Raw genomic sequence first — 19,367 nt, forward strand, 5'->3', positions numbered from 1 at the left:
CTTTCATGGCAAATAGTCATTCAAATTTTACGCTTCATTAAAACCATGGTCGTAGACTCTGGCACGCAAAAATCTTTATCCCGCCACCGCTGTGACCACGAAACCGGGCGATATATATGATGCAGACCATGTCACATAGCGAGACTGACCAATTGCCGCAATTGCATCATATCCTGATGCAGGCACAGGAGCATTTGGACAATCCCACCATAGGCCTGCCTCTGGATTTCAGCTTCACATGGGATGGCATTGTCTTTCAGGCCCATCTTGGCAAGCCCCATTTCGGGCAATGCACCTTGAATTTGCGCGCACAATTGGGCGTTCTTCCCTTTTCTGCACAAGACCCTGAAGCCCGCAAAACGGCCATTACCGAAACGGAGCGATCCAAATCGCGGGCTCATGACCATATCTTGCTCGATAAAACGGGGCGCATTTCCCTGGAAAGTGCGACCATATTCGACACACCAACCGACTTCGACAGCATCTTGGAAACCATGACCATCATTTTAATGTCTCTGGATTCCAAAATTTCCAGCTTGCGAGGGCGCTTACCACAAGCCTAGCTCTGAACCAGAATTTATTCTATTTATTCAATAGGATAGAGGTTTTATCTATCAAACGACTCTGTATGAACGTGCGTAACAACAGGATGAGAGCAATGCCTAAATTAGGTGAAGGACAGTTTTGCATCGGCCAGGTGGTCAAGCACCGCTTGTTCTCCTTTCGCGGCGTGATCTTCGATGTTGATCCCGAATTCGACAATAATGAAGAATGGTGGGAAGCCATCCCTGAAGAGGCGCGCCCAAAAAAAGAACAACCCTTTTATCATGTTCTGGCCGAAAACGACACGTCCACCTATTTCGCCTATGTGAGCCAACAGAATCTGGAGCCGGATTCGGGGGGCCCCTGCCGCCATCCCGATATCGACGATCTGTTCGATAGTTTTGATGGCGGGCGTTACAGCCTGAAATCCATCAGCCTGAATTAAAGGCGAAAATCTTAAGTGGAAGCATGATTTACGGGTGAACGTTGTTAAAAACGTTCTAGGCTTGTGCGTCTTCTTGGCGGCTTTTCTCCGCAATATGCGCGGCACTGGAATAGCTTGAGACGCAATAAGGCACGATAAAGGTCAGCAATATCTTCCATAAGGCGGCATTTCGCCGGCAAGAAAAAGCTCGCCCTGATTGATCAAGACCAAAATTGTTCCCACGATCAGCGCCACCCGCCCGGCACGGTGCACCACCGGCTTCATCCTTAATGCCTGCCAAAAAGTCACCCGGCCGTCTTGATTGGTCATGATCTCTCTTGCGTCCTTGCTGCGGATTTGAAATAGAGTCCGCACAATAGCGTTAGCCTTGGACATTGCTCCAGGGATAATGCACGCATTCAGGCCCTTTTTTCCTAAAGCAAGAACAGGTTTTTCCCATGTCCAATTGTGTCCATATCATCGGCGGCGGTCTTGCAGGGTCTGAAGCTGCATGGCAAATCGCGCAGGCAGGCATTGCGGTGATGCTGCACGAAATGCGCCCCGTGCAAAACACGGCGGCCCATCATACGGACGGATTGGCGGAACTGGTCTGTTCCAATTCTTTTCGGTCCGATGATGCACAAAACAATGCCGTCGGGCTGCTGCATGAAGAAATGCGCCGTCTCAATTCCTTGATCATGCGCTGCGGCGATGCCGCAAAAGTTCCCGCTGGATCAGCTTTGGCGGTTGATCGCGATCAATTTTCGCAGATGGTCACCAAAACACTGGCCGAGCATCCATTAATCACCATCGAGCGTGATTGTATCGATGGCTTGCCCCCCAAAGACTGGGCCAATGTGATCATCGCCACCGGGCCTTTGACCTCCGATGGCCTGAGCCACGCCATTCTCGACCTGACCGGCGAAGACAGCCTCGCTTTTTTCGATGCCATTGCCCCCATCGTGCATAAAGACAGCATCAATATGGATGTGGCCTGGTATCAATCCCGCTATGATAAAGGCGAAGGGGCCGATTATATCAACTGCCCCCTTGATGAAGCCCAATATGAGTCCTTTATCACCGCCCTTTTGGAAGGTGAAAAAACCAGCTTCAAGGAATGGGAGGAAAACACCCCCTATTTTGAAGGCTGTATGCCCATTGAAGTGATGGCGGAACGGGGCCGTGAAACCTTGCGCTTCGGGCCAATGAAGCCGGTAGGACTGACCGACCCCCGAACAGGAAAACAACCCCATGCCGTTATTCAGCTTCGACAAGATAACCAATTGGGAACGCTGTATAATATCGTCGGGTTCCAGACAAAATTGAAATATGGCGCCCAAAGCGAGATTTTCCGGACCATTCCCGGTCTGGAAAAGGCCGTTTTTGCACGCTTGGGCGGCCTGCACCGCAATACCTTCATCAATTCACCCCGGTTGCTGGACGAAAGCCTGCGCCTGAAAGCCGATCCGCGCTTGCGCTTCGCCGGTCAGATCACCGGAGTCGAAGGCTATATCGAATCCGCCGCTGTGGGGTTGATGGCCGGACGCTTTGCCGCCGCCGATGCTTTGGGGCAATCCCTGACGCCGCCGCCCGATGTAACCGCCTTCGGTGCTGTTCTTTCGCATATCACCGGCGGCGCCCGACCAGACAGCTTTCAACCGATGAATGTGAATTTCGGCCTGTTCCCACACTTGCGGGGAAGGTCAAAAAGAAAGAGCGCAAACCAACCATGAGCCGGCGCGCTCTTGAAGCATTGGATGCCTGGATCAACGGCCTTGCGGCACAGGAAAAGGCCGACAGCTAAGATTATGACGCCATGGCGTTTTACGTCATGGCGTCGTTGTGTCAGTTGACCGGATTGTCCACATCCGATGCCAATGTCATCTTGACGATTTTTGTCGGCTCGGCCGGAGGCTCGCCTTGGGCGATGGCGTCCACAAATTCCATGCCCGATGTCACGCGCCCGATAATGGTATATTCTCCATCAAGCGCCGACATACGGCTGAACATGATAAAAAACTGGCTGTTGGCGCTATCGGGCGAATTGGACCGCGCCATGGACATGGTGCCGCGCAAATGCAGAAGATCATTAAACTCGGCTTTCAGGTCCGGCAAATCGGACCCGCCCGATCCATTGCCCGCCGGGTCGCCCCCTTGCGCCATAAAATTGGGGATCACACGATGGAAGGTCAAACCATCATAAAACCCCTGACGCACCAGTGTCTTGATACGCTCCACATTGTTCGGGGCTTTATCGGGACGCATCTGTATCACCACCCGGCCCATGGGCAAATCCAGATAAAGTGTGTTTTCCGGGTCTTTCAGGTCCAGCGATTGCTCGGATACGGCGGGGCCTGCGAGGCCCAAAGCCAACACGCCAGCGAGAAGTTTCTTCATCATACCAAGTCGTCTCCGTCATTTCGGGCCGTATCGAACATTCCCGATCTCTTGTTCAATCGCTTTTATGCTGGCGTTTATAGGCCATTTGCGCGCGCACAGCATGGGCAACACGCTTTGGAATGAACCCGTCAATATTGCCGCCATAAGTGGCAATTTCTTTCACCAGCTTTGATGCAATGGGCTGATATTTGGCATCGGCCATCAAGAACACAGTTTCCACCTCGGGATTGAGAAACGCATTCATTCCCGCCATCTGGAATTCATATTCAAAATCCGAGACAGCCCGAAGACCGCGCACAATGATCGAAGCCCCGATTCTCTCTGCGAAGCTCATCAGCAATTCATCGAAGGGCATCACCGAGATATCCGCGCCCAAAGACTGTGCGAGCTCTGCCGTTTCTGCACGGACCATGGTGACGCGCTCGTCCAGACTGAACAATGGATCTTTCGATGGATTGGTCGCAACACCAATCACCAGCTTATCCACCAGTTTCAGTCCCCGGCGGATGATGTCCAGATGTCCATAGGTAATGGGATCAAAGGTTCCCGGATAAAGACCGATCCGTTCCAGAGCCACAGTGCTCTCCTTACTATGCAGCGCATAATCGCTCGCCTAGGATTATAGAGCGCACAACAGAATGGCAAGGCGGGCGATAGACTGTTGAAACCTATGGCGGCGTTATGCCTGCTCCATTCTTTTCACCCAACCGATGATTTTTCGCTGGCTGACGGTGCGGCTTTTGGGCATTTCCTGCGCCAAGGCCGCCAGATCCGCCACTTCATCCACATCCGTAAGCGGCAGTAAATGGGCCGGTTTTTGAAGCCCTGCCTTTATCATGGCCTGTTCCAGATCACTTCGGGCATGGGCCGTGCTATAGCGCGGCATTGTCCACACCTCTTTGGGAACCACGCGCCGACCGCCAAACAACCAGAATCCCCCATCCGATGCCGGACCGAATACAAAATCATGGCTGTCCAAGCTTTTTCTGCCGCTTTCAAATGCTGTGCCGTTAATTGCGGCGCATCGGCACCGATTAAAAACACCCGGCCATGCACCCGGCGCAAGCCTTCATAAATACGCCACATGCGCGTGCCCAGATCGCCTGGACCGGTGTGCCGCGCCCCGAAAGATTGCCAGCGCGGATGGGATACGCCCTCTTCTTCCGCCACCGCCCAACGGGCGATCCAATCGGCGCGGGGCTTCAAAAACCGGCTGACCGTTTCTTCCACCGCATCAAGGCTATGATGATAAAATTCCCCCGCCGCATCAGGGCCAATGCTGGCAGCAAGGCGGGTTTTGGGTGCTGTCAGGCCCGGCGTTTTTACAAAAACAGCAACAGCACCGGTCATAAGCCACGTCTCCGCATCAGTTTCCACGCCTCTGGCAGGGCCTGCCTGATCCAGCGATATTGGTACAATATGGTCAGTTTCAACCAACCGGTTTGACGATAGGTTCTGGCACTGGTCAAAAGCGGTGCGCCAATGGGGAAAAGCTTGACCCCGCCTTGCCGGGCCTGCCACACGAACAAATGGTCTTCGCCATAAGCACAATGTTCATCATATGGGCCGACCGCTTTGAATATATCGCGGTGACATGCCAGCCCTTGATCGCCAAATGGAACGCCCAATAGTCGGGAGCGCAGATTGGCTCCCCATTGATTGAGCTTCACCAGCCCCACAGCATCGCGGGCAAAGGCCAGATCAAAATACAACAGGCTCTTGGGACTTTTTGCAAAGCCGGCCAACAGATGATCGATGCTATCGTCTGTCAAAACGCTATCGGCGTGCAAAAACCACAGCAGCGTTCCGCGCGCTTTTTTTGCGCCCGCATTCAGGCTTTTGGCGCGGCTGCCTTCGCCCATCACATGGATATCACAAATGGCCCGATGGCCTTCCAGTTGGGAAAGCAATGCCGGCAAGGCCGCCTCATCGGGGCGAACGGGAATAATCACAGAAATCACAGGATCAGACATGCAGCCAGCCTATAGCGCGTTCACAGCGGCACACAAAGCCCCATCTGATGGCTAATTATGACGCCTTCGTTTTTTCGTGGGCATAGGCCTGGCTGCCTCGATGGTGCAAAAGATCCGATGTCAAAACCGTATCCACGGCATAATCCGCACGGCCACGCACCCGATCATAAATGGGGCCAAAGGGCTGATAGGTGGCATCCAGCAATTCATCAAAGCTATCGATCACGAAATAACTCTGCTGGAAATCATCAATGCGGTAATTGGTGCACATCACCCGCTCCAGATCAAAATGGATGCGGTTTGGCGATGGATCTTCCAAAGCGAACACCGATTCCGCAGGGCTGGACACAATGCCTGCTCCATAAAGGCGCATGCCGTCCGGTGTGTTGATCAAACCAAATTCCACCGTATACCAATAAAGCCGTGCCAGATTTTGCAACACGCCCTTGCCGGCTGCCGCCAGCCCGCCCTTGCCATAGGCTTCCATATAATCGGCAAATACCGGATGGCTCAGCATGGGCACATGGCCGAATACATCATGGAATACATCCGGTTCCTGAATGTAATTGAACTGGTCTTCGCGGCGGATAAAATTACCCGCAGGAAAGCGCCGATTGGCCAGATGGTCGAAAAACACCTCGTCAGGCACAAGATCCGGCACCGCCACCACTTTCCAGCCCGTCCGCGCCATCAACCTTTCGGACAGTTCTTCGAAATTCGGAATGCCGCCATCGGAAAGTTTCAAGGCTTCCAGACCGTCAAGAAATTCCTGACAGGCCCGGCCCTTCAAAATCTCGCGCTGGCGATCATAAAGCCGATCCCAACGGGCATGTTCATCGGCGGTATAATGCGCCCAATTCTGATCCACCGTGTAATCTTCATTGACCTCAACCTTTCGGCCAAGCCTTGTGGTGATCAACATGGCGCCTCTCCTTCTGCGCTGATAAAGGCAAATCCGCTCCGGCGATAAAGACCGTCGCCGGATACATAAAACATGCGCTGCCCGAACACACATTCAAGCCCCGAAGCGGGGTCAAGCATTCCCGTATTTTACCACCGACTGGTTAATGGTCCCAAACAGGGACTGTCCGTCATCATCGCGCATTTCAATACGGATCCGGTCGCCAAAGGTCATGAACGGCGTTTTCATCGCCCCGCTCTGGATTTTTTCGATCATCCGGATTTCCGCAATACAGCTATAGCCTGCACCACCTTCCGCGATGGGTTTTCCCGGTCCGCCATCCAGCTTGTTCGATACCGTTCCCGAACCAATGATAGTGCCTGCAGCCAAGGGCCGTGATTTCGCGGCATGGGCCACCAATTGTGCGAAATCGAAGGTCATATCCTGACCGGCATTGGGCTTGCCAAAAGGCGCATCATTCAGGAACGACAATAATGGCAGGTGCATTTTGTTGTCGCGCCAATGGGCGTTCAGTTCATCCAGTGTCAGGGCCAGGGGGGAAAATGCCGAAGACGGTTTGGATTGGAAAAATCCGAAGCCCTTGGCCAATTCGCCGGGGATCAGATTGCGCAGCGACACATCATTGACCAGCACCACCAGCCGGATATAGCGCCCGGCATCTTCAACGCTGACCCCCATGGGCACATCGCCGGTGATGATGGCGATTTCCGCCTCGAAATCGATTCCCCACGCATCGTCGGCCATTTGGATGGGCTCATAAGGTGCCAAAAAGCTGTCAGAGCCGCCCTGATACATCAAGGGGTCTTCCCAAAAGCTTGCCGGGACCTCTGCCCCGCGCGCCTTTCGCACCAATTCCACATGATTGACATAGGCCGAGCCATCGGCCCATTGATAGGCGCGCGGCAAAGGCGACGCACAGGCTGTTTCATCAAAGGGCTTTGCATCCACGCGCCCGGCATCCAGATCATCGCTTAAAGCCTGCAAACGGGGCGCAACCGCATCCCAGTCGTCCAGTGCTGCTTGCAATGTGGGAGCAATCTCTGCCGCCAATGCCATGCTTTTGCGGTCTTTACTGACGACGACCAACTGGCCATCCCGCCCCTGCTTGAGAGATGCTAAACGCATAAATGCTCCTTGATCCGTCGTTTACGTGCTTATTCCGCGGCAGACCCGTACCGTGCCTGTCCGCCCCAGCTTAGATAATAGTCTTTCCATTCAATACCAACCGCTTCTTCGCTCACATCCAAAGGATCGCGGGTATCGATCATGACCGCCACTTCATCGGTTTCTTTTTTGGCCGCCTTCATCCCCGCTTCAAACGCCTTGGGATGCGGGCCGTGGGTAAAGCCGCAAGGGTGCAAGCTAGTCATGCCGGGGTGAATATTGTCGCGGCTGAAAAATTCACCGCGATGGTAGAAGATGAACTCATCATAATCGTCATTATTATGATAAAATGGCACCTTTAGCGCGCCGGGATCGCTTTCGATGGGGCGCGGCACAAAGCTGCACACCACAAATCGACTGGCCACAAAAGTGGTATGGGCGCTGGGCGGCAAATGATAGCGATGGCTCATCAAGGGGCGAATATCGCGCCAATTCAGCCGCACCGGCATCAGATCCCCTTTCCAACCCATGGCATCCAGCGGTTGAAGGGATAGGTGATGGTGGTCAATTGGTTGCGCCGCTTCACCAAAACGCGCCACTCATCCTCGGTTTGCTGGGCTTTGAAGGCATCGTCAATTCTGGGTGTATCCAGAATCGCCGGATCGAAAATAGCGTGCGGCCCAACCAGCCCTTTATCCGGTAATTGATAGCTGGAATTGGTCGCTTCCACCATCATCAGGCGGGTGGAAGACTGTGCGTCCAGCCGCCACATGGAGCCACGTGGCAACACCACATAATCCCCATCCCGGTATGGCATATGGCCAAAATCGCAATAAAGATCGCCAGAACCTTCATGGATGAACAACAGCTCATCGCCATCGCCATTGCGCACCAAATGATCCATCGCCCCATCCAATGACCAAAAGCGCACGGCCACATGGGCATTGCTCAACAGTTTTTTGGCATCCCATGGGCTAGGGCCATAATCGGCAAACCTGTTTGTATCAAAAGCGCGGGGCTTCAACGGGCCCTCAAAGCCCACCCAATCGGTGGGAGCATGGCGATGGTACAGATGGGCTGCGGGTCCGAAAAACCCCTCTTTCCCCATCTCACGCTCATAGGCCCCTTCGGGGAAATCCGCATGGGCTTGGCGCGACGCCTCTCCCTCAAGCCGTGGAAAGCTGATCCAGTTGCGCATGGGTTCGTCTCCCGCATGATACTATCAAGGCCATCTCTGGCCGATGCTGATTACTCCGCCGCCGTATCCGGCTTCAGATATCCCCGACGGATCTGATCTTCTTCGATCGATTCAAACAATGCTCTGAAATTGCCTTCGCCAAAACCTTCATTGCCCTTGCGCTGGATGATCTCATAGAAAATCGGCCCGATCACATTTTTTGTGAAAATCTGCAACAACAGCCCGCCACCCTGCGCGTCTCCGCCATCCATCAAAATATGACGTTTTTGCATGTCCGGCACGGATTCCCCATGCCCCGGCAGGCGCGTATCCAACTTTTCATAATAGGGATCTGGCGTTTCCTGAAACGCGATCCCGTTCGCCCGCAGCTTGTCTACAGAATCATATATCTGATGGGTGCCCAAAGCGATATGTTGTATGCCTTCGCCTCTATAGGCTTCCAGATATTCATTGATCTGGCTTTTTTCGTCTTCCGATTCGTTCAAAGGAATACGAATTTTGCCGCATGGGCTGGCCAAAGCACGGCTTACAAGGCCGGTAAGCTTGCCCTTGATATCGAAATAGCGGATCTGGCCAAAATTGAACAGGCGGCCATAAAAATCGCGCCATTTATCCATATTGCCCCAATATACATTATGGGTCAGATGGTCGATATAGGAAAGCCCAGCGCCCCAACGGTCCATGCGCTCTTCCGCGTCGGGGAAAAGTTCATAATCGCTTTCCCACGCATTGACCCCGCCATAGCCATCCACCAGATAAAGCCGCGATCCGCCAATACCTTCAATGGCCGGTTTCGATAAAATCCGGTCTTCATCGTCAATGGAAACCGTATCAAGGCTTTTGGCGCGATCAAGGGCCGCTTTGGCATCTTTTACGCGAAACCCCATGGAACACGCACAAGGGCCATGTTTTTTAACGAAATCGGCAGCGAAGCCTGTTTTTTCCGCATTGATAACGAAATTTATATCACCCTGACGGTGCAAGCTGATGTCGCGGCTTTTGTGCTTTCCAATGGCGGGAAAGCCCAGTTTTTCAAACAAATCCCGTAACAGAACCGGATCGGGAGCCGCATATTCGACAAATTCAAACCCGTCTGTCCCCATCGGGTTTTCCGGTTTGCTATCAATATTGAAGCCCAACATTCATGCACCTGTGCCTAGCTATCGATGACAAAACACGCCTGTCCATCCCCACAATATCAGGATGGCTGCAAAATGGTTTCATATGTAACCAAATAAGCGGTCGTCCGGCTCTTTGCAAGATACACTTTGCCGCGTTTACAAGAATCCTCGCGCATCCCACAGCGCCATGGCACTTTTGAACAAGGCTTGGCATGATGGGCCCGACAGACAGCAAACGAGTAGTCCATGACCGAAAACACAGTGCCAAATCGCCTGAAATTGCCCCATTTTCTGCCCTATCGGCTGGCAACGATCTCGAACCGGATATCCCGCACCATTTCGCGGCTTTATTCGGATCGCTATGATCTTACCATTCCGGAATGGCGGGTGATGGCGGTTTTGGGGGATGAAAGCGATCTGAGTGCCAGTGAAGTGGCCCACCGCACAGCGATGGATAAAGTGGCGGTAAGCCGGGCGGTTTCGCGCCTATTGGCGAAAAAACGGCTGGAACGGCATTTTTCGCCGCAGGATCGGCGGCGTTCGGTGCTGGCCTTGTCCCTGGAAGGCGTCAGAATCTATGCCGAGATCATGCCCTTGGCTTTGTCTTATGAGACGGAATTATTAAGCCATCTCGGCAAACAGGAAACAGCCGAACTGAACCGATTGCTGGACCGGCTGGAAGGCTTGTCGCTGGAAACATTCGGCGACCCCGCCCGCACCTCCAAAGACGAGGACGGAGCCGCCTGAACAGTCTTTTAAATTAGCTTGCAAGTTCCAGGGCCAACGCCGTAGCCTCTCCTCCACCGATACACAAGGTGGCAACGCCGCGCTTTTTGCCGCGCTTTTGAAGCGCATTGATCAAGGTCACCACAATGCGTGCGCCGGATGCCCCGATGGGGTGGCCCAAGGCGCAAGCCCCGCCATAAACATTCACCGCATCATGGGGAAGATCCAGATCGCGCATGGCCGCCATGGAGACAACGGCGAAGGCTTCATTCACTTCCCACAAATCCACATCTTGCGTGGTCCAGCCACATTTATCCAAAACAGATTTGATGGCTCCGATGGGAGCGGTGGTGAACCATTGCGGCTCTTGCGCATGGGTGGCATGGCCCTTGATTTCCGCCAAAACAGGCAGCCCGCGCTTTTCCGCTTCGGACCGGCGCATCAGGATAAGCGCGGCGGCGCCATCGGAAATAGAGGAAGAATTGGCAGCGGTTACCGTGCCGTCTTTGGCGAAGGCAGGTTTCAGCTGGGGAATTTTATCAAAACGCGCTTTACCGGGCTGCTCGTCGATGGAAATGGTCGTCTCACCTTTGCGCGTGGTGATGTGGATCGGCGCGATCTCATCAGCAAAAGATCCATCCTCGCTCGCCTTTTGCGCCCGTTTCAGGCTTTCAATGGCATAAGCATCCTGTGCATCGCGTGTGAACTGATAATGCTGTGCGGTTTCTTCGGCAAAGGTGCCCATCAAACGGCCCGGATCATAGGCATCTTCCAGCCCGTCAAGGAACATGTGATCTTTCACATCACCATGGCCAAGGCGCATACCGCCCCGGGCCTTGGGCAAAAGATAGGGCGCATTGGTCATGCTTTCCATGCCGCCTGCCACAACGATATCATTGGTTCCGGCCAGTAAGGAATCATGCCCCACCATCATGGCCTTCATGCCCGAACCGCACATCTTGTTCAGCGTCACCGCCCCGGTTTTATTGGGAATTCCTGCTTTTTTGGATGCCTGACGGGCGGGAGCCTGCCCTTGCCCTGCGGGCAACACACATCCCATGATGGTTTCATCCACATCATCGGGCGACACGCCGCCCCGTTCCAGCGCGGCTTTGATTGCAGCGGCGCCAAGCTCTGACGCCGTTAGCGGCGACAAATCGCCCTGAAATCCCCCCATGGGGGTCCGCGCCATGGAAACGATAACAACGGGATCTGATGTTGCCATGAAAAACACTCCTTCTTTCTTGTAAGGCCCTTGGGTCCTTGATGCGCAAATGGGCCACCGCGCTTGAACCATCAAATAGGCGCCCCTCCCTGCCCTGCGCAAGGCCTCTTGTGCCAGACAAACAGGAAGAGTAAATCATATAAGCACCGATTTTCCCCTATCCACCTATTCTAAAGGACTGTGACACATGGCCTCCCCCGACCCTGATGAGCCATCAAAAATGCATGATAACAGCCCTCAAGGTGGCGATTTTACACTGATCGGGGTTTTGTTATTTGCCGGGTTGATGATTGGAGCCTCCATTGGCGGCTTTATCTTTTACGCCCCGGTGCCCGGCGCTTTGATCGGTGCCAGCATTGGTCTTGGCTATGCCCTGTTTTCCCACTGGAAACAGTCCCGCTAATCCTATTGTCGAGATTTTCAAAGGCAGCACAGCACTATGATCATCATCACCACAGATACAGTTCCCGGCCAAGAGGTGCGCGAAATTTTGGGCGTTGTACAAGGCTCCACCGTGCGGGCCAAACATCTGGGGCGCGATATCATGGCGGGCCTCAAAAATATTGTGGGCGGTGAACTGCGCGGTTATACGGAATTGATGCAAGAAGCCCGTGAAGAAGCCATCAACCGAATGGCAAAGGAAGCAGAAAAGCTGGGAGCGGATGCCGTTTTGAATGTGCGTTTGGCAACCGCGTCTGTCACGGGAGGGGCCGCGGAAATTCTTGCCTATGGCACGGCCGTTCGTCTTGATGGACGGTAAGTTTTTCCAATCCGGTTGGTGGGAGTTTATCCAGACAACTTCATGCCCTGGACATTGGACAAGATCAATCTGTGGTCCATCCTCCAGAACTGGCTTTTTCTGACACTTTTGCCCGCCTTTATCTTTTGGATCATTGCACGGGTGATGTCTTACCGCCACGCACAGTCTTTGGCTGCCCGTGAGGCCATGACACCGCGCCCCCGTCTCACCACCTTGAAGCACCCGCCCGAAGGATATGGCAATCCGGTGATCGTTAGCGCCAATGTGGTCATTTCCCATTCAAAAACCCGCGTATTTGCCATTTTGTGGCGGCGCATGATCGGCGGCAATGTTCCCATTCTGGAACGGATGGTCAACCGCGCCCGCCGCGAAGCGATTTTGAGACTGGAAGAAGAAATTACCGCCCGCCATGCAGACCTTTTGGTCAATTTACGCTTCACAAGCCATAATCTAGGCACCAGCAGTGGCCGCTCTTTGGGGGTTGAAGTGGTGGCCTATGGAACCGCCCTTCAAAAGATCCAATAAAAAAGGGCCGGCATTTTGCCGACCCTTTCCCAAAAGCGAGGAAAACATAGAGCTTTGCGGGATCAGTTCCCGAATAGAGCAAGGATGGACTGCGGGTTGCTATTGGCGATACTGAGCGCCTGAAGACCAAGCTGCTGCTTCACCTGCAAAGCCTGAAGACTGGCAGATTCCCGCGCCAAGTCCGCATCCACAAGATTGCCGATGCCAACTTGCAGTTCATCAGACAATCTTGTGGTGAAGTTGGAAGACAATTCAAGCTGACGAGCCGCCGCCCCGAATTCTGCCAAAACACTGTTTACCGTATCCAGCGCATTATCCACATCCACCAAGGCCTGTTCGGCACGAATGTTCGAGCTGAAATTATCCGCCGGTGTGGACGTTACTGTAAAAGGTGCCGCCGGTGTGGCCAAAGAAAAGTCGGCTTCCAGCGCCGCCGTGGCTGCGGCTTGATCGGCAAAATTACCTGTAACGGTAAAGGTTTGCCCACCCAAAGAAAAACTGAGGGTTTCATCGCCAGTGCTGGGCCCCGCAGCCCCCGAATTGAAGGTGGCACCAGAAAAATCGAAAGAGGCGGGATTTGTAGTGACATCCACAATCCCGGCCGGATTTCCCGACGCCACAAGAGCATTCACGAAATCCCGGTCGCCAAGATTTTCCGCAATAACATCAAGGCTATCCACATCGATATCATAACCCACAGCCGGATCGATCTCGAAGCTGTTCACCTGGATACCAAGACCGGAGGTGGTCAGATCGCGACCATTGATGGCGATCACATTGGACAGGCTGGCCTCGCCCGGATCGACAACGCTGTCGGCATTCAGATCATTAACGGTGACTTCCGTGCCAGTAAGCGCCGTGATGCGGGTAAGTGACGGATCGACGATATTTGTGCCATTGAAATTGGCTTGACTAACCACCGAATTGATCTGTTCCAGCAATCGGCTGAATTCATCACTCAGGGCGCGCCGAGAGGCACTGTCAATGCCTGAATCTGCCGCGGCAATCGTGGTTTCCCGCATATCGATCAGCAGATCCGAAATGGTTTCCGCTGCGGCAATGGCCACATCCACCGTGCTGGTTGCCCGATCAAGGCTCGAACGAACGGCATCGAACCCTTTCACCTGGCCACGCAAATTCTGTGCGATGGAAAAATTCGCCGGATCATCGGCAGCGGACTGCACCTTCAGGCCGGTATTGATCCGGCTTTGGGTGACATCCAGACTTTGATTTGTACCAACCAGCTGACGCAAGGCTTCTAATGCGCCAGCATTCGTATTTACTGAAAAGGCCATGCTGCCCCTCCCTCGCTTTGTGAAGGCGACGAATGCCGCCAAATGTTCCTGCAATCGAACAGCACAATGCGAGAACCGTGCCAGTTTTTATTTTTCCAATTAAAGCATTGATATTAATAATATATTTTTAAAAATTTCAGAAAAAACGCTCTTCAAAAAGAAAAAATGGCCTCCCAACAGGGTAACAACTGTCCCCCAAAGCGGCAGAAGTTTCCATATCCCCTTATGGCAGACTTGCCGGGTTATATGGACCAATCACCTATCTTCCCGGATTCTTTTCGCCGGACCTTTTCCGCTGCGGTGCATTGATATAGCCTGCGTCATAAAAAAGGACCGAACGGCAAGGTTCGGCCCAATCTGGAAAATATTTTTAAAAAGCGATCCGCGCGAAACCGGTCAAACGCTGGTATCCAGCATAATCCCTTCCGTTTCACGGATAGATGCGATCAATTTCAAAATGGTTTCCGGCGGAAACTGGTTGATCACTTCGCCGCTATCGCGGTCCACCGATTGAAAAACCACACGCCCGGACTCTTCATCTTGCTCGATACGCAATCGGGCAGATCCAATATCTTCCCCAATCAATTGGGAAATGGCCGCTTCCACCTGCGCATCAAGGCTTCTATCATCAAGCGGGCCGGAAAAAACGGCCCCGGATTGCGCCAGCCCGACAGTCTGGCGATCGCCAGCCAAGCCAGTGTTGTCCGTTGGAACAACATCAGCCCGCTGGATCACACGCGGTGTTCCATCGGCAGATTGTGGCAGTATATTCTGTGTTTCAAACCTAATCATCATTCAATTCCCGCCTTCATGGGCTTGGCTGGGCAAGCCGATGCGGAAAGAGGAAGAAGGGCAGCGCTCTTTCTGAGAGCCGCCCTTCAAGGATATTTTTAACGGAACAGGGCGAGGATCGAGCCCGGAGCCTGATTGGCGATACCAGCGGCCTGAAGACCAAGCTGCTGCTGCACCTGAAGGGCCTGCAGGCTTGCCGCTTCGCGCGACAGATCCGCATCCACCAAGTTCCCAATCCCAACCTCGATCGAGTCAGACAGATTGGATGCAAATTCAGATTGCAACGAAATCTGCTGCGAGGAAGATCCCAGCGTACTCAGAACCGTGGAAAGCTGACTGCGGAAATTATCCACAACCTGCACCGCGGCATTCCGGCTATCAGCGGTGTTGAAATCAATGGAGTTCAAGGTGACATCCGTCAGCGTGACACCATTGGTTACATCCGCAACCACCTGCGCCGTACCGGTCACGGCAACATTGGTGATATTGCCGGCAGTATCGGCATCAGCAAGACCACCACTCGGAGCTACAGTCGTATCGTTGGTCGTCAGGGTGAAGGTGGTCGTACCGAAGTTAAAGGCAATCGTATCATTGACACCCGCGCCACCATCGTTGAAGGTTGCCCCGGAATTGGCAAAGTCGAGACCTGTGGCATTGCCATTGGCGTCGACCGCGATCACACCATCGGTATCAAGCCCGTTATCCACAATAGCTTGCAAGAAGTCGGTGTTATTGCGGACATTGGCATCGAAGCTGGCAACCGCCGTACCGGCACTGGTTTCATCAACGATGTCCGTTGCGCCACCGCCTGAATTGATGGTGACATCACCATCCACAGTCACGCTGGCCGCAGTTGCTGTGGCCCCTGCAGTGGTTAGATCCTGACCACCCACGGAAATCCGGCTAATAGTTCCAGCCCGATCAACGCCAGTGATAGCATCAAGATTTTGGCCACTACCATTGATCAGATTGGTGCCGTTAAATTCAGCCTGACCAACGATGGAATCGATCTGGGAAACGATCGCGCCAAAGTCGTTGTTCAAAGATGAAACAGAGGCACTGTCAAGACCACTATCTTGCACCTGAACTGCAATTTCACGCGCTTCAATCAGAAGGTCATCAATGGCTTCAGCAGCATCGGTCGCCACATCCAACGTGCTTTGCGCACGATCCAGGCTCGACCGGGCAGCATTGATGCCGGCCAAATCGGAACGCTGATTTTGCGCAATCAGGAAGGTAGCGGAATCATCACGCACACTGGCCACTTCAAGACCGGTAGAAATCCGGTTCTGCGTGGTAGCAAGCTGGCTGTTGGTGTTGGAAAGGGATTGAAGGGCCAGGAAGGCACCTTGGTTCGTATTCACAGAAAAAGCCATTTTGGCATCTCCATTCTGGGGTTTTACCGAGCATTTTGCTCTCGAGGCGTTTTGCCTCGCACCAGCCTATGCAACACAGATGCCAAGTTTTGATTTTTACGAGAAAATCAATTTAACTACATGATATTAAACACAAATTATAAAATAGTGCGCCATTCTCATTGCTTTTAAGGGCACGGCATATTTTGCCTAGTGGGCAATATTTTCCTGTTTCACTCTCCAAAATCCGGCAAAATTTGCCGCACAGCTTTCGAGAAACACAACTAAAATATAAAAATGCGCGCAAACCCCATATGATTGCGCGCATAACAAGATTGTATTCTGATAATCTATTGATTGGGATGGCCAGATTTTCTCGCCCTATCCCACCAGCCCGCCAAGGGGTAAAGACGGCGGCGGCGCTGCTTGCTGATTTTCCGCGCGTTCAGCGGCCTCGCGTTCATTGCGCACCTGCAACGCCAGCCCTTCCATGATAATTTTGTTGATACCGATCAGATCGTCGATCGATGCTTCGCCGCGCATCACCTTGCTTGTGCTTTTCGACACATAGATCGACAGGGAAATAATCTGCGCCCGGGTGGCTTGCGGCAAGTCATTATCATCCACCGAGCAATCGGCGGCCAAGGTGGACCAAAGCCTGCGATTCCAATCCAGTGCCTTCATCAAGGCAGCCCCTTTAAGCGCTTGCTCTTTTGCATCGATCAAAGCACCGGTTACCCGGCCAAACAGGCGATACTCGGTTTGTCTGGGCGACTCTGCCGCCACCTGACGCTGATGATAGGCATCAAGGGACATATTCAAGCCTTTTCTTCTCATAATCGAACAGCTTTTTACAGGTCATCAAAGCCCGGTAATAATTGCTGTTCATCACATCCGCACTGATTTCGATACAGCGGGCCTTTGCCTCCGGGTCTTCGACAACCGACATGAACTCCGTCATACGGGTCATGAATTCCTCAATATATTTCGATCGGCTGTCGGGATCGAGATAGCACAGCATGATCGGAAAATAGATCCGGCGAGCCGGTGTGTTCACATCTTCCTGACGCATGATGTCTTTTTCCCGCAGGATCGACACCTTGTTTTGAATTACCAAACTGGACCGTCGATCACCATTGGCAATCACCGCTCCATTGACCACGAATTTTTCACCCGGCTTTAGCGACAGCTTGAGCGCCATAAGAGTCTCTCCAGATCCGGCCCGCTCGATTCTCAAGCTAGGCGTAAGTTGTTTCCCGTCTCTTAAGGTTTGCACCGGGTCCGTGGTTTTTTTTCCAAAGGCCGGTCAAATTCCCTCTTATTCGTCAAGCATGGCCATCACCGAATTGCAAATATATGCACATACCATTCAGAATATAAGCAATCACCATGCCAAAAGCTGGCCAAGAACACAATCGACAGCCCGCCCAGCCGATACATCAATAAAGCACGAGGGCTTGCCACAAAGAAGCGCGCCCATTAGCGTGCCCCCAAGAATTCGAGACAAAAGAAGGCATCCTCCATGAAATTTTCCGGAACCGATCGCTATGTGGCCACCGATGATTTGACCATTGCAGTCAATGCAGCCGCCACCTTGCGCCGCCCCTTGCTGATAAAAGGCGAACCGGGAACAGGGAAAACGGTGCTGGCCCAGGAAGTAGCCCGCGCCTTCGACCGCCCCTTGATCGAATGGCATGTCAAATCCACCACAAAGGCGCAACAGGGTCTTTATGAATATGATGCCGTGTCCCGCCTTCGGGATAGCCAGCTCGGTGATGAACGGGTGCATGATATCGGCAATTACATCAAACGCGGAAAATTATGGGAGGCATTTGTTGCCGATGTGCCGCCTATTCTGCTGATCGACGAGATCGACAAAGCGGATATCGAATTCCCCAATGACCTGCTGTTGGAATTGGACCGGATGGAGTTCTTTGTTTATGAAACCGGCGAAACCATCCGCGCCGAGCAACGCCCCATCGTAATCATCACCTCGAATAATGAAAAAGAATTGCCCGATGCTTTTTTGCGGCGTTGCTTCTTTCATTATATCAAATTCCCGGATCGGGAGACGATGTTGGACATCATCAATGTGCATTTCCCCGACCTTCAAAAACGGTTGGTGCATGAAGCGCTGACCGTTTTTTACGAATTGCGTGATGTGCCGGGGCTGAAAAAGAAACCATCCACTTCGGAATTGCTGGATTGGCTGAAACTGTTGATGGCCGAAGATATGCCGCCCCAGGCCTTGCGCAGTAAAGATAACAAAACCGCAATCCCACCGCTGCATGGCGCTCTTTTGAAAAACGAACAAGATATTGCCCTGTTCGAACGCCTTGCTTTTCTCAACCGCCGCGAAGGGCGATAAGCCGTTTTATCAACACATAAATAGAAAAACCCGGCCTGCATGATGCGGACCGGGTTCTTTTATATAGACAGGATTTGGGACCGTCTTATTTGGCTTTGACAGCCTTCAATTCGTCCATGCTTTGTGTGAAGCGCTTTTGGATCACACCAAAGGCATCGCGGTTCACATTCAAAGCCAGTTCGGACACTTCGCGGAAGCTTTCCAAACTCTTGCGGGCAACGTCCTGAGCAAATTCGGCTTGTTTGCCGGCATTGGCTTCAGGGGTTTTGCCGTTCAGGACATCAGTGGCGACGCCGGAGGCATCTTCAAACATGGTGCGCACCAAAGCGGCATTCTTTTCAGAAACCGTTTTGTAACCTTCAAAAGCCACGCGATTGGCTTCGATAAAGGCTTCAACATTTTTGCGTTGCGCATCCATAACGGCGCTCATGTCGAAATTCGGGGTCTTGAAGAGAGCGGCAATGCCGTTCTCGACGGTGTCAGTTTTGCTGGTGGTTGCCATTTTCTCTGCTCCAATCATAAAAATCTAAATTGCTGCACTGCAACAACACAGCCTATATGACGATCACCCAGAGATTTGTCAAGGCACTTTTTGTGCGCCGCACAAAATAATCACACAAAAAACCAGAAAAACTG

General features: G+C 52.9%; 22 protein-coding genes and 3 pseudogenes. 8 read left to right on the plus strand and 17 right to left on the minus strand.

Annotation, left to right across the window (positions count from 1 at the left end):
* The first annotated feature begins 116 nt into the window (after positions 1 to 116).
* Positions 117 to 563, plus strand: coding sequence for a hypothetical protein (locus tag JCM17844_RS02540; protein WP_149999492.1), 447 nt, complete (start codon positions 117 to 119; stop codon positions 561 to 563).
* Positions 564 to 649: 86 nt separating this feature from the next.
* Positions 650 to 988 (plus strand): heat shock protein HspQ, encoded by a 339-nt coding sequence (gene hspQ, locus JCM17844_RS02545; RefSeq protein ID WP_371864730.1) that lies wholly within the window; start codon positions 650 to 652, stop codon positions 986 to 988.
* Positions 989 to 1,129: 141 nt separating this feature from the next.
* Here the strand turns inward: hspQ and nrtS are convergent, their stop codons facing one another.
* Complete coding sequence (nrtS, locus tag JCM17844_RS14160; RefSeq protein WP_210431210.1) at positions 1,130 to 1,297, minus strand: nitrate/nitrite transporter NrtS; 168 nt, start codon at positions 1,295 to 1,297, stop codon at positions 1,130 to 1,132.
* A 128-nt stretch (positions 1,298 to 1,425) separates the two neighbouring features.
* On the opposite strand from nrtS, the pseudogene trmFO reads away from it, so the two are divergent.
* A pseudogene (gene trmFO, locus JCM17844_RS02555) lies at positions 1,426 to 2,771 on the plus strand (methylenetetrahydrofolate--tRNA-(uracil(54)-C(5))-methyltransferase (FADH(2)-oxidizing) TrmFO).
* Between the two features lie 41 nt (positions 2,772 to 2,812).
* On the opposite strand, the gene JCM17844_RS02560 reads toward trmFO, so the two are convergent.
* The 9 genes and pseudogenes from JCM17844_RS02560 to hppD form a co-directional block, all read right to left on the minus strand.
* Positions 2,813 to 3,367 (minus strand): peptidylprolyl isomerase, encoded by a 555-nt coding sequence (locus tag JCM17844_RS02560; protein ID WP_235898879.1) that lies wholly within the window; start codon positions 3,365 to 3,367, stop codon positions 2,813 to 2,815.
* 52 nt (positions 3,368 to 3,419) lie between these two features.
* On the minus strand, positions 3,420 to 3,938 hold the full coding sequence (gene coaD, locus JCM17844_RS02565) for a pantetheine-phosphate adenylyltransferase (RefSeq protein ID WP_149999591.1): 519 nt from the start codon (positions 3,936 to 3,938) through the stop codon (positions 3,420 to 3,422).
* A gap of 108 nt (positions 3,939 to 4,046) precedes the next feature.
* Positions 4,047 to 4,253 (minus strand): hypothetical protein, encoded by a 207-nt coding sequence (locus JCM17844_RS14165; protein ID WP_210431240.1) that lies wholly within the window; start codon positions 4,251 to 4,253, stop codon positions 4,047 to 4,049.
* Between the two features lie 45 nt (positions 4,254 to 4,298).
* Positions 4,299 to 4,717, minus strand: a pseudogene (locus JCM17844_RS02575) (TIGR04282 family arsenosugar biosynthesis glycosyltransferase); the annotation flags it as partial.
* The gene (locus tag JCM17844_RS02580; protein ID WP_149999497.1) at positions 4,714 to 5,340 is read right to left on the minus strand and encodes a glycosyltransferase; all 627 of its coding nucleotides are present in this window, start codon (positions 5,338 to 5,340) and stop codon (positions 4,714 to 4,716) included. The pseudogene JCM17844_RS02575 and the gene JCM17844_RS02580, both read right to left, overlap by 4 nt.
* Before the next feature lie 55 nt (positions 5,341 to 5,395).
* On the minus strand, positions 5,396 to 6,262 hold the full coding sequence (gene phhA / locus JCM17844_RS02585) for a phenylalanine 4-monooxygenase (RefSeq protein WP_149999498.1): 867 nt from the start codon (positions 6,260 to 6,262) through the stop codon (positions 5,396 to 5,398).
* A 111-nt stretch (positions 6,263 to 6,373) separates the two neighbouring features.
* A complete protein-coding gene (locus JCM17844_RS02590; protein WP_149999499.1) occupies positions 6,374 to 7,387 on the minus strand; it encodes a fumarylacetoacetate hydrolase family protein in 1,014 nt (337 codons plus the stop codon).
* Between the two features lie 29 nt (positions 7,388 to 7,416).
* A pseudogene (locus tag JCM17844_RS17075) lies at positions 7,417 to 8,564 on the minus strand (homogentisate 1,2-dioxygenase).
* A gap of 50 nt (positions 8,565 to 8,614) precedes the next feature.
* Positions 8,615 to 9,706, minus strand: a complete 1,092-nt coding sequence (gene hppD / locus JCM17844_RS02600; protein WP_149999500.1) for a 4-hydroxyphenylpyruvate dioxygenase — start codon at positions 9,704 to 9,706, stop codon at positions 8,615 to 8,617.
* Positions 9,707 to 9,931: 225 nt separating this feature from the next.
* On the opposite strand from hppD, the gene JCM17844_RS02605 reads away from it, so the two are divergent.
* Positions 9,932 to 10,432 (plus strand): MarR family winged helix-turn-helix transcriptional regulator, encoded by a 501-nt coding sequence (locus JCM17844_RS02605; RefSeq protein ID WP_149999501.1) that lies wholly within the window; start codon positions 9,932 to 9,934, stop codon positions 10,430 to 10,432.
* Positions 10,433 to 10,445: 13 nt separating this feature from the next.
* Here JCM17844_RS02605 and JCM17844_RS02610 read toward each other — a convergent pair whose 3' ends face one another.
* Positions 10,446 to 11,636: an acetyl-CoA C-acyltransferase gene (locus tag JCM17844_RS02610; RefSeq protein ID WP_149999503.1), complete on the minus strand. Its 1,191-nt coding sequence runs from the start codon at positions 11,634 to 11,636 to the stop codon at positions 10,446 to 10,448.
* A gap of 187 nt (positions 11,637 to 11,823) precedes the next feature.
* Here JCM17844_RS02610 and JCM17844_RS02615 point away from each other — a divergent pair, with 187 nt between their 5' ends.
* From JCM17844_RS02615 to JCM17844_RS02625, 3 genes are read left to right on the plus strand one after another with little or no spacing between them, the layout of a single operon-like run.
* Entirely contained in the window at positions 11,824 to 12,039 is a 216-nt protein-coding gene (locus JCM17844_RS02615) for a hypothetical protein (protein WP_149999504.1), read from the plus strand.
* Between the two features lie 36 nt (positions 12,040 to 12,075).
* On the plus strand, positions 12,076 to 12,396 hold the full coding sequence (locus JCM17844_RS02620; protein ID WP_149999506.1) for a YbjQ family protein: 321 nt from the start codon (positions 12,076 to 12,078) through the stop codon (positions 12,394 to 12,396).
* A gap of 42 nt (positions 12,397 to 12,438) precedes the next feature.
* A complete protein-coding gene (locus JCM17844_RS02625) occupies positions 12,439 to 12,921 on the plus strand; it encodes a YbjQ family protein (protein ID WP_149999507.1) in 483 nt (160 codons plus the stop codon).
* A 62-nt stretch (positions 12,922 to 12,983) separates the two neighbouring features.
* On the opposite strand, the gene JCM17844_RS16830 is transcribed toward JCM17844_RS02625, so the two are convergent.
* The 5 genes from JCM17844_RS16830 to flbT all read right to left on the minus strand — a co-directional run bounded on the left by JCM17844_RS16830 (position 12,984) and on the right by flbT (position 17,564).
* Positions 12,984 to 14,216 (minus strand): flagellin, encoded by a 1,233-nt coding sequence (locus JCM17844_RS16830; RefSeq protein ID WP_149999509.1) that lies wholly within the window; start codon positions 14,214 to 14,216, stop codon positions 12,984 to 12,986.
* A gap of 396 nt (positions 14,217 to 14,612) precedes the next feature.
* The gene (locus tag JCM17844_RS02635; protein ID WP_149999510.1) at positions 14,613 to 15,011 is read right to left on the minus strand and encodes a flagellar protein FlaG; all 399 of its coding nucleotides are present in this window, start codon (positions 15,009 to 15,011) and stop codon (positions 14,613 to 14,615) included.
* Between the two features lie 95 nt (positions 15,012 to 15,106).
* Positions 15,107 to 16,384, minus strand: a complete 1,278-nt coding sequence (locus JCM17844_RS02640; RefSeq protein ID WP_149999511.1) for a flagellin family protein — start codon at positions 16,382 to 16,384, stop codon at positions 15,107 to 15,109.
* Between the two features lie 360 nt (positions 16,385 to 16,744).
* Positions 16,745 to 17,179 (minus strand): flagellar biosynthesis regulator FlaF, encoded by a 435-nt coding sequence (gene flaF, locus JCM17844_RS02645; RefSeq protein ID WP_149999512.1) that lies wholly within the window; start codon positions 17,177 to 17,179, stop codon positions 16,745 to 16,747.
* Entirely contained in the window at positions 17,169 to 17,564 is a 396-nt protein-coding gene (gene flbT, locus JCM17844_RS02650; RefSeq protein WP_149999513.1) for a flagellar biosynthesis repressor FlbT, read from the minus strand. Before flbT ends, flaF begins: the two co-directional genes overlap by 11 nt.
* Positions 17,565 to 17,885: 321 nt before the next feature.
* On the opposite strand from flbT, the gene JCM17844_RS02655 reads away from it, so the two are divergent.
* A complete protein-coding gene (locus JCM17844_RS02655) occupies positions 17,886 to 18,731 on the plus strand; it encodes an AAA family ATPase (RefSeq protein ID WP_149999514.1) in 846 nt (281 codons plus the stop codon).
* 85 nt (positions 18,732 to 18,816) lie between these two features.
* Here the strand turns inward: JCM17844_RS02655 and JCM17844_RS02660 are convergent, their stop codons facing one another.
* Positions 18,817 to 19,233, minus strand: a complete 417-nt coding sequence (locus JCM17844_RS02660) for a phasin family protein (protein WP_210431213.1) — start codon at positions 19,231 to 19,233, stop codon at positions 18,817 to 18,819.
* Positions 19,234 to 19,367 lie beyond the last annotated feature (134 nt).

The organism is Iodidimonas gelatinilytica, assembly GCF_008579125.1.
GTDB lineage: Bacteria > Pseudomonadota > Alphaproteobacteria > Sphingomonadales > Rhodothalassiaceae > Iodidimonas > Iodidimonas muriae.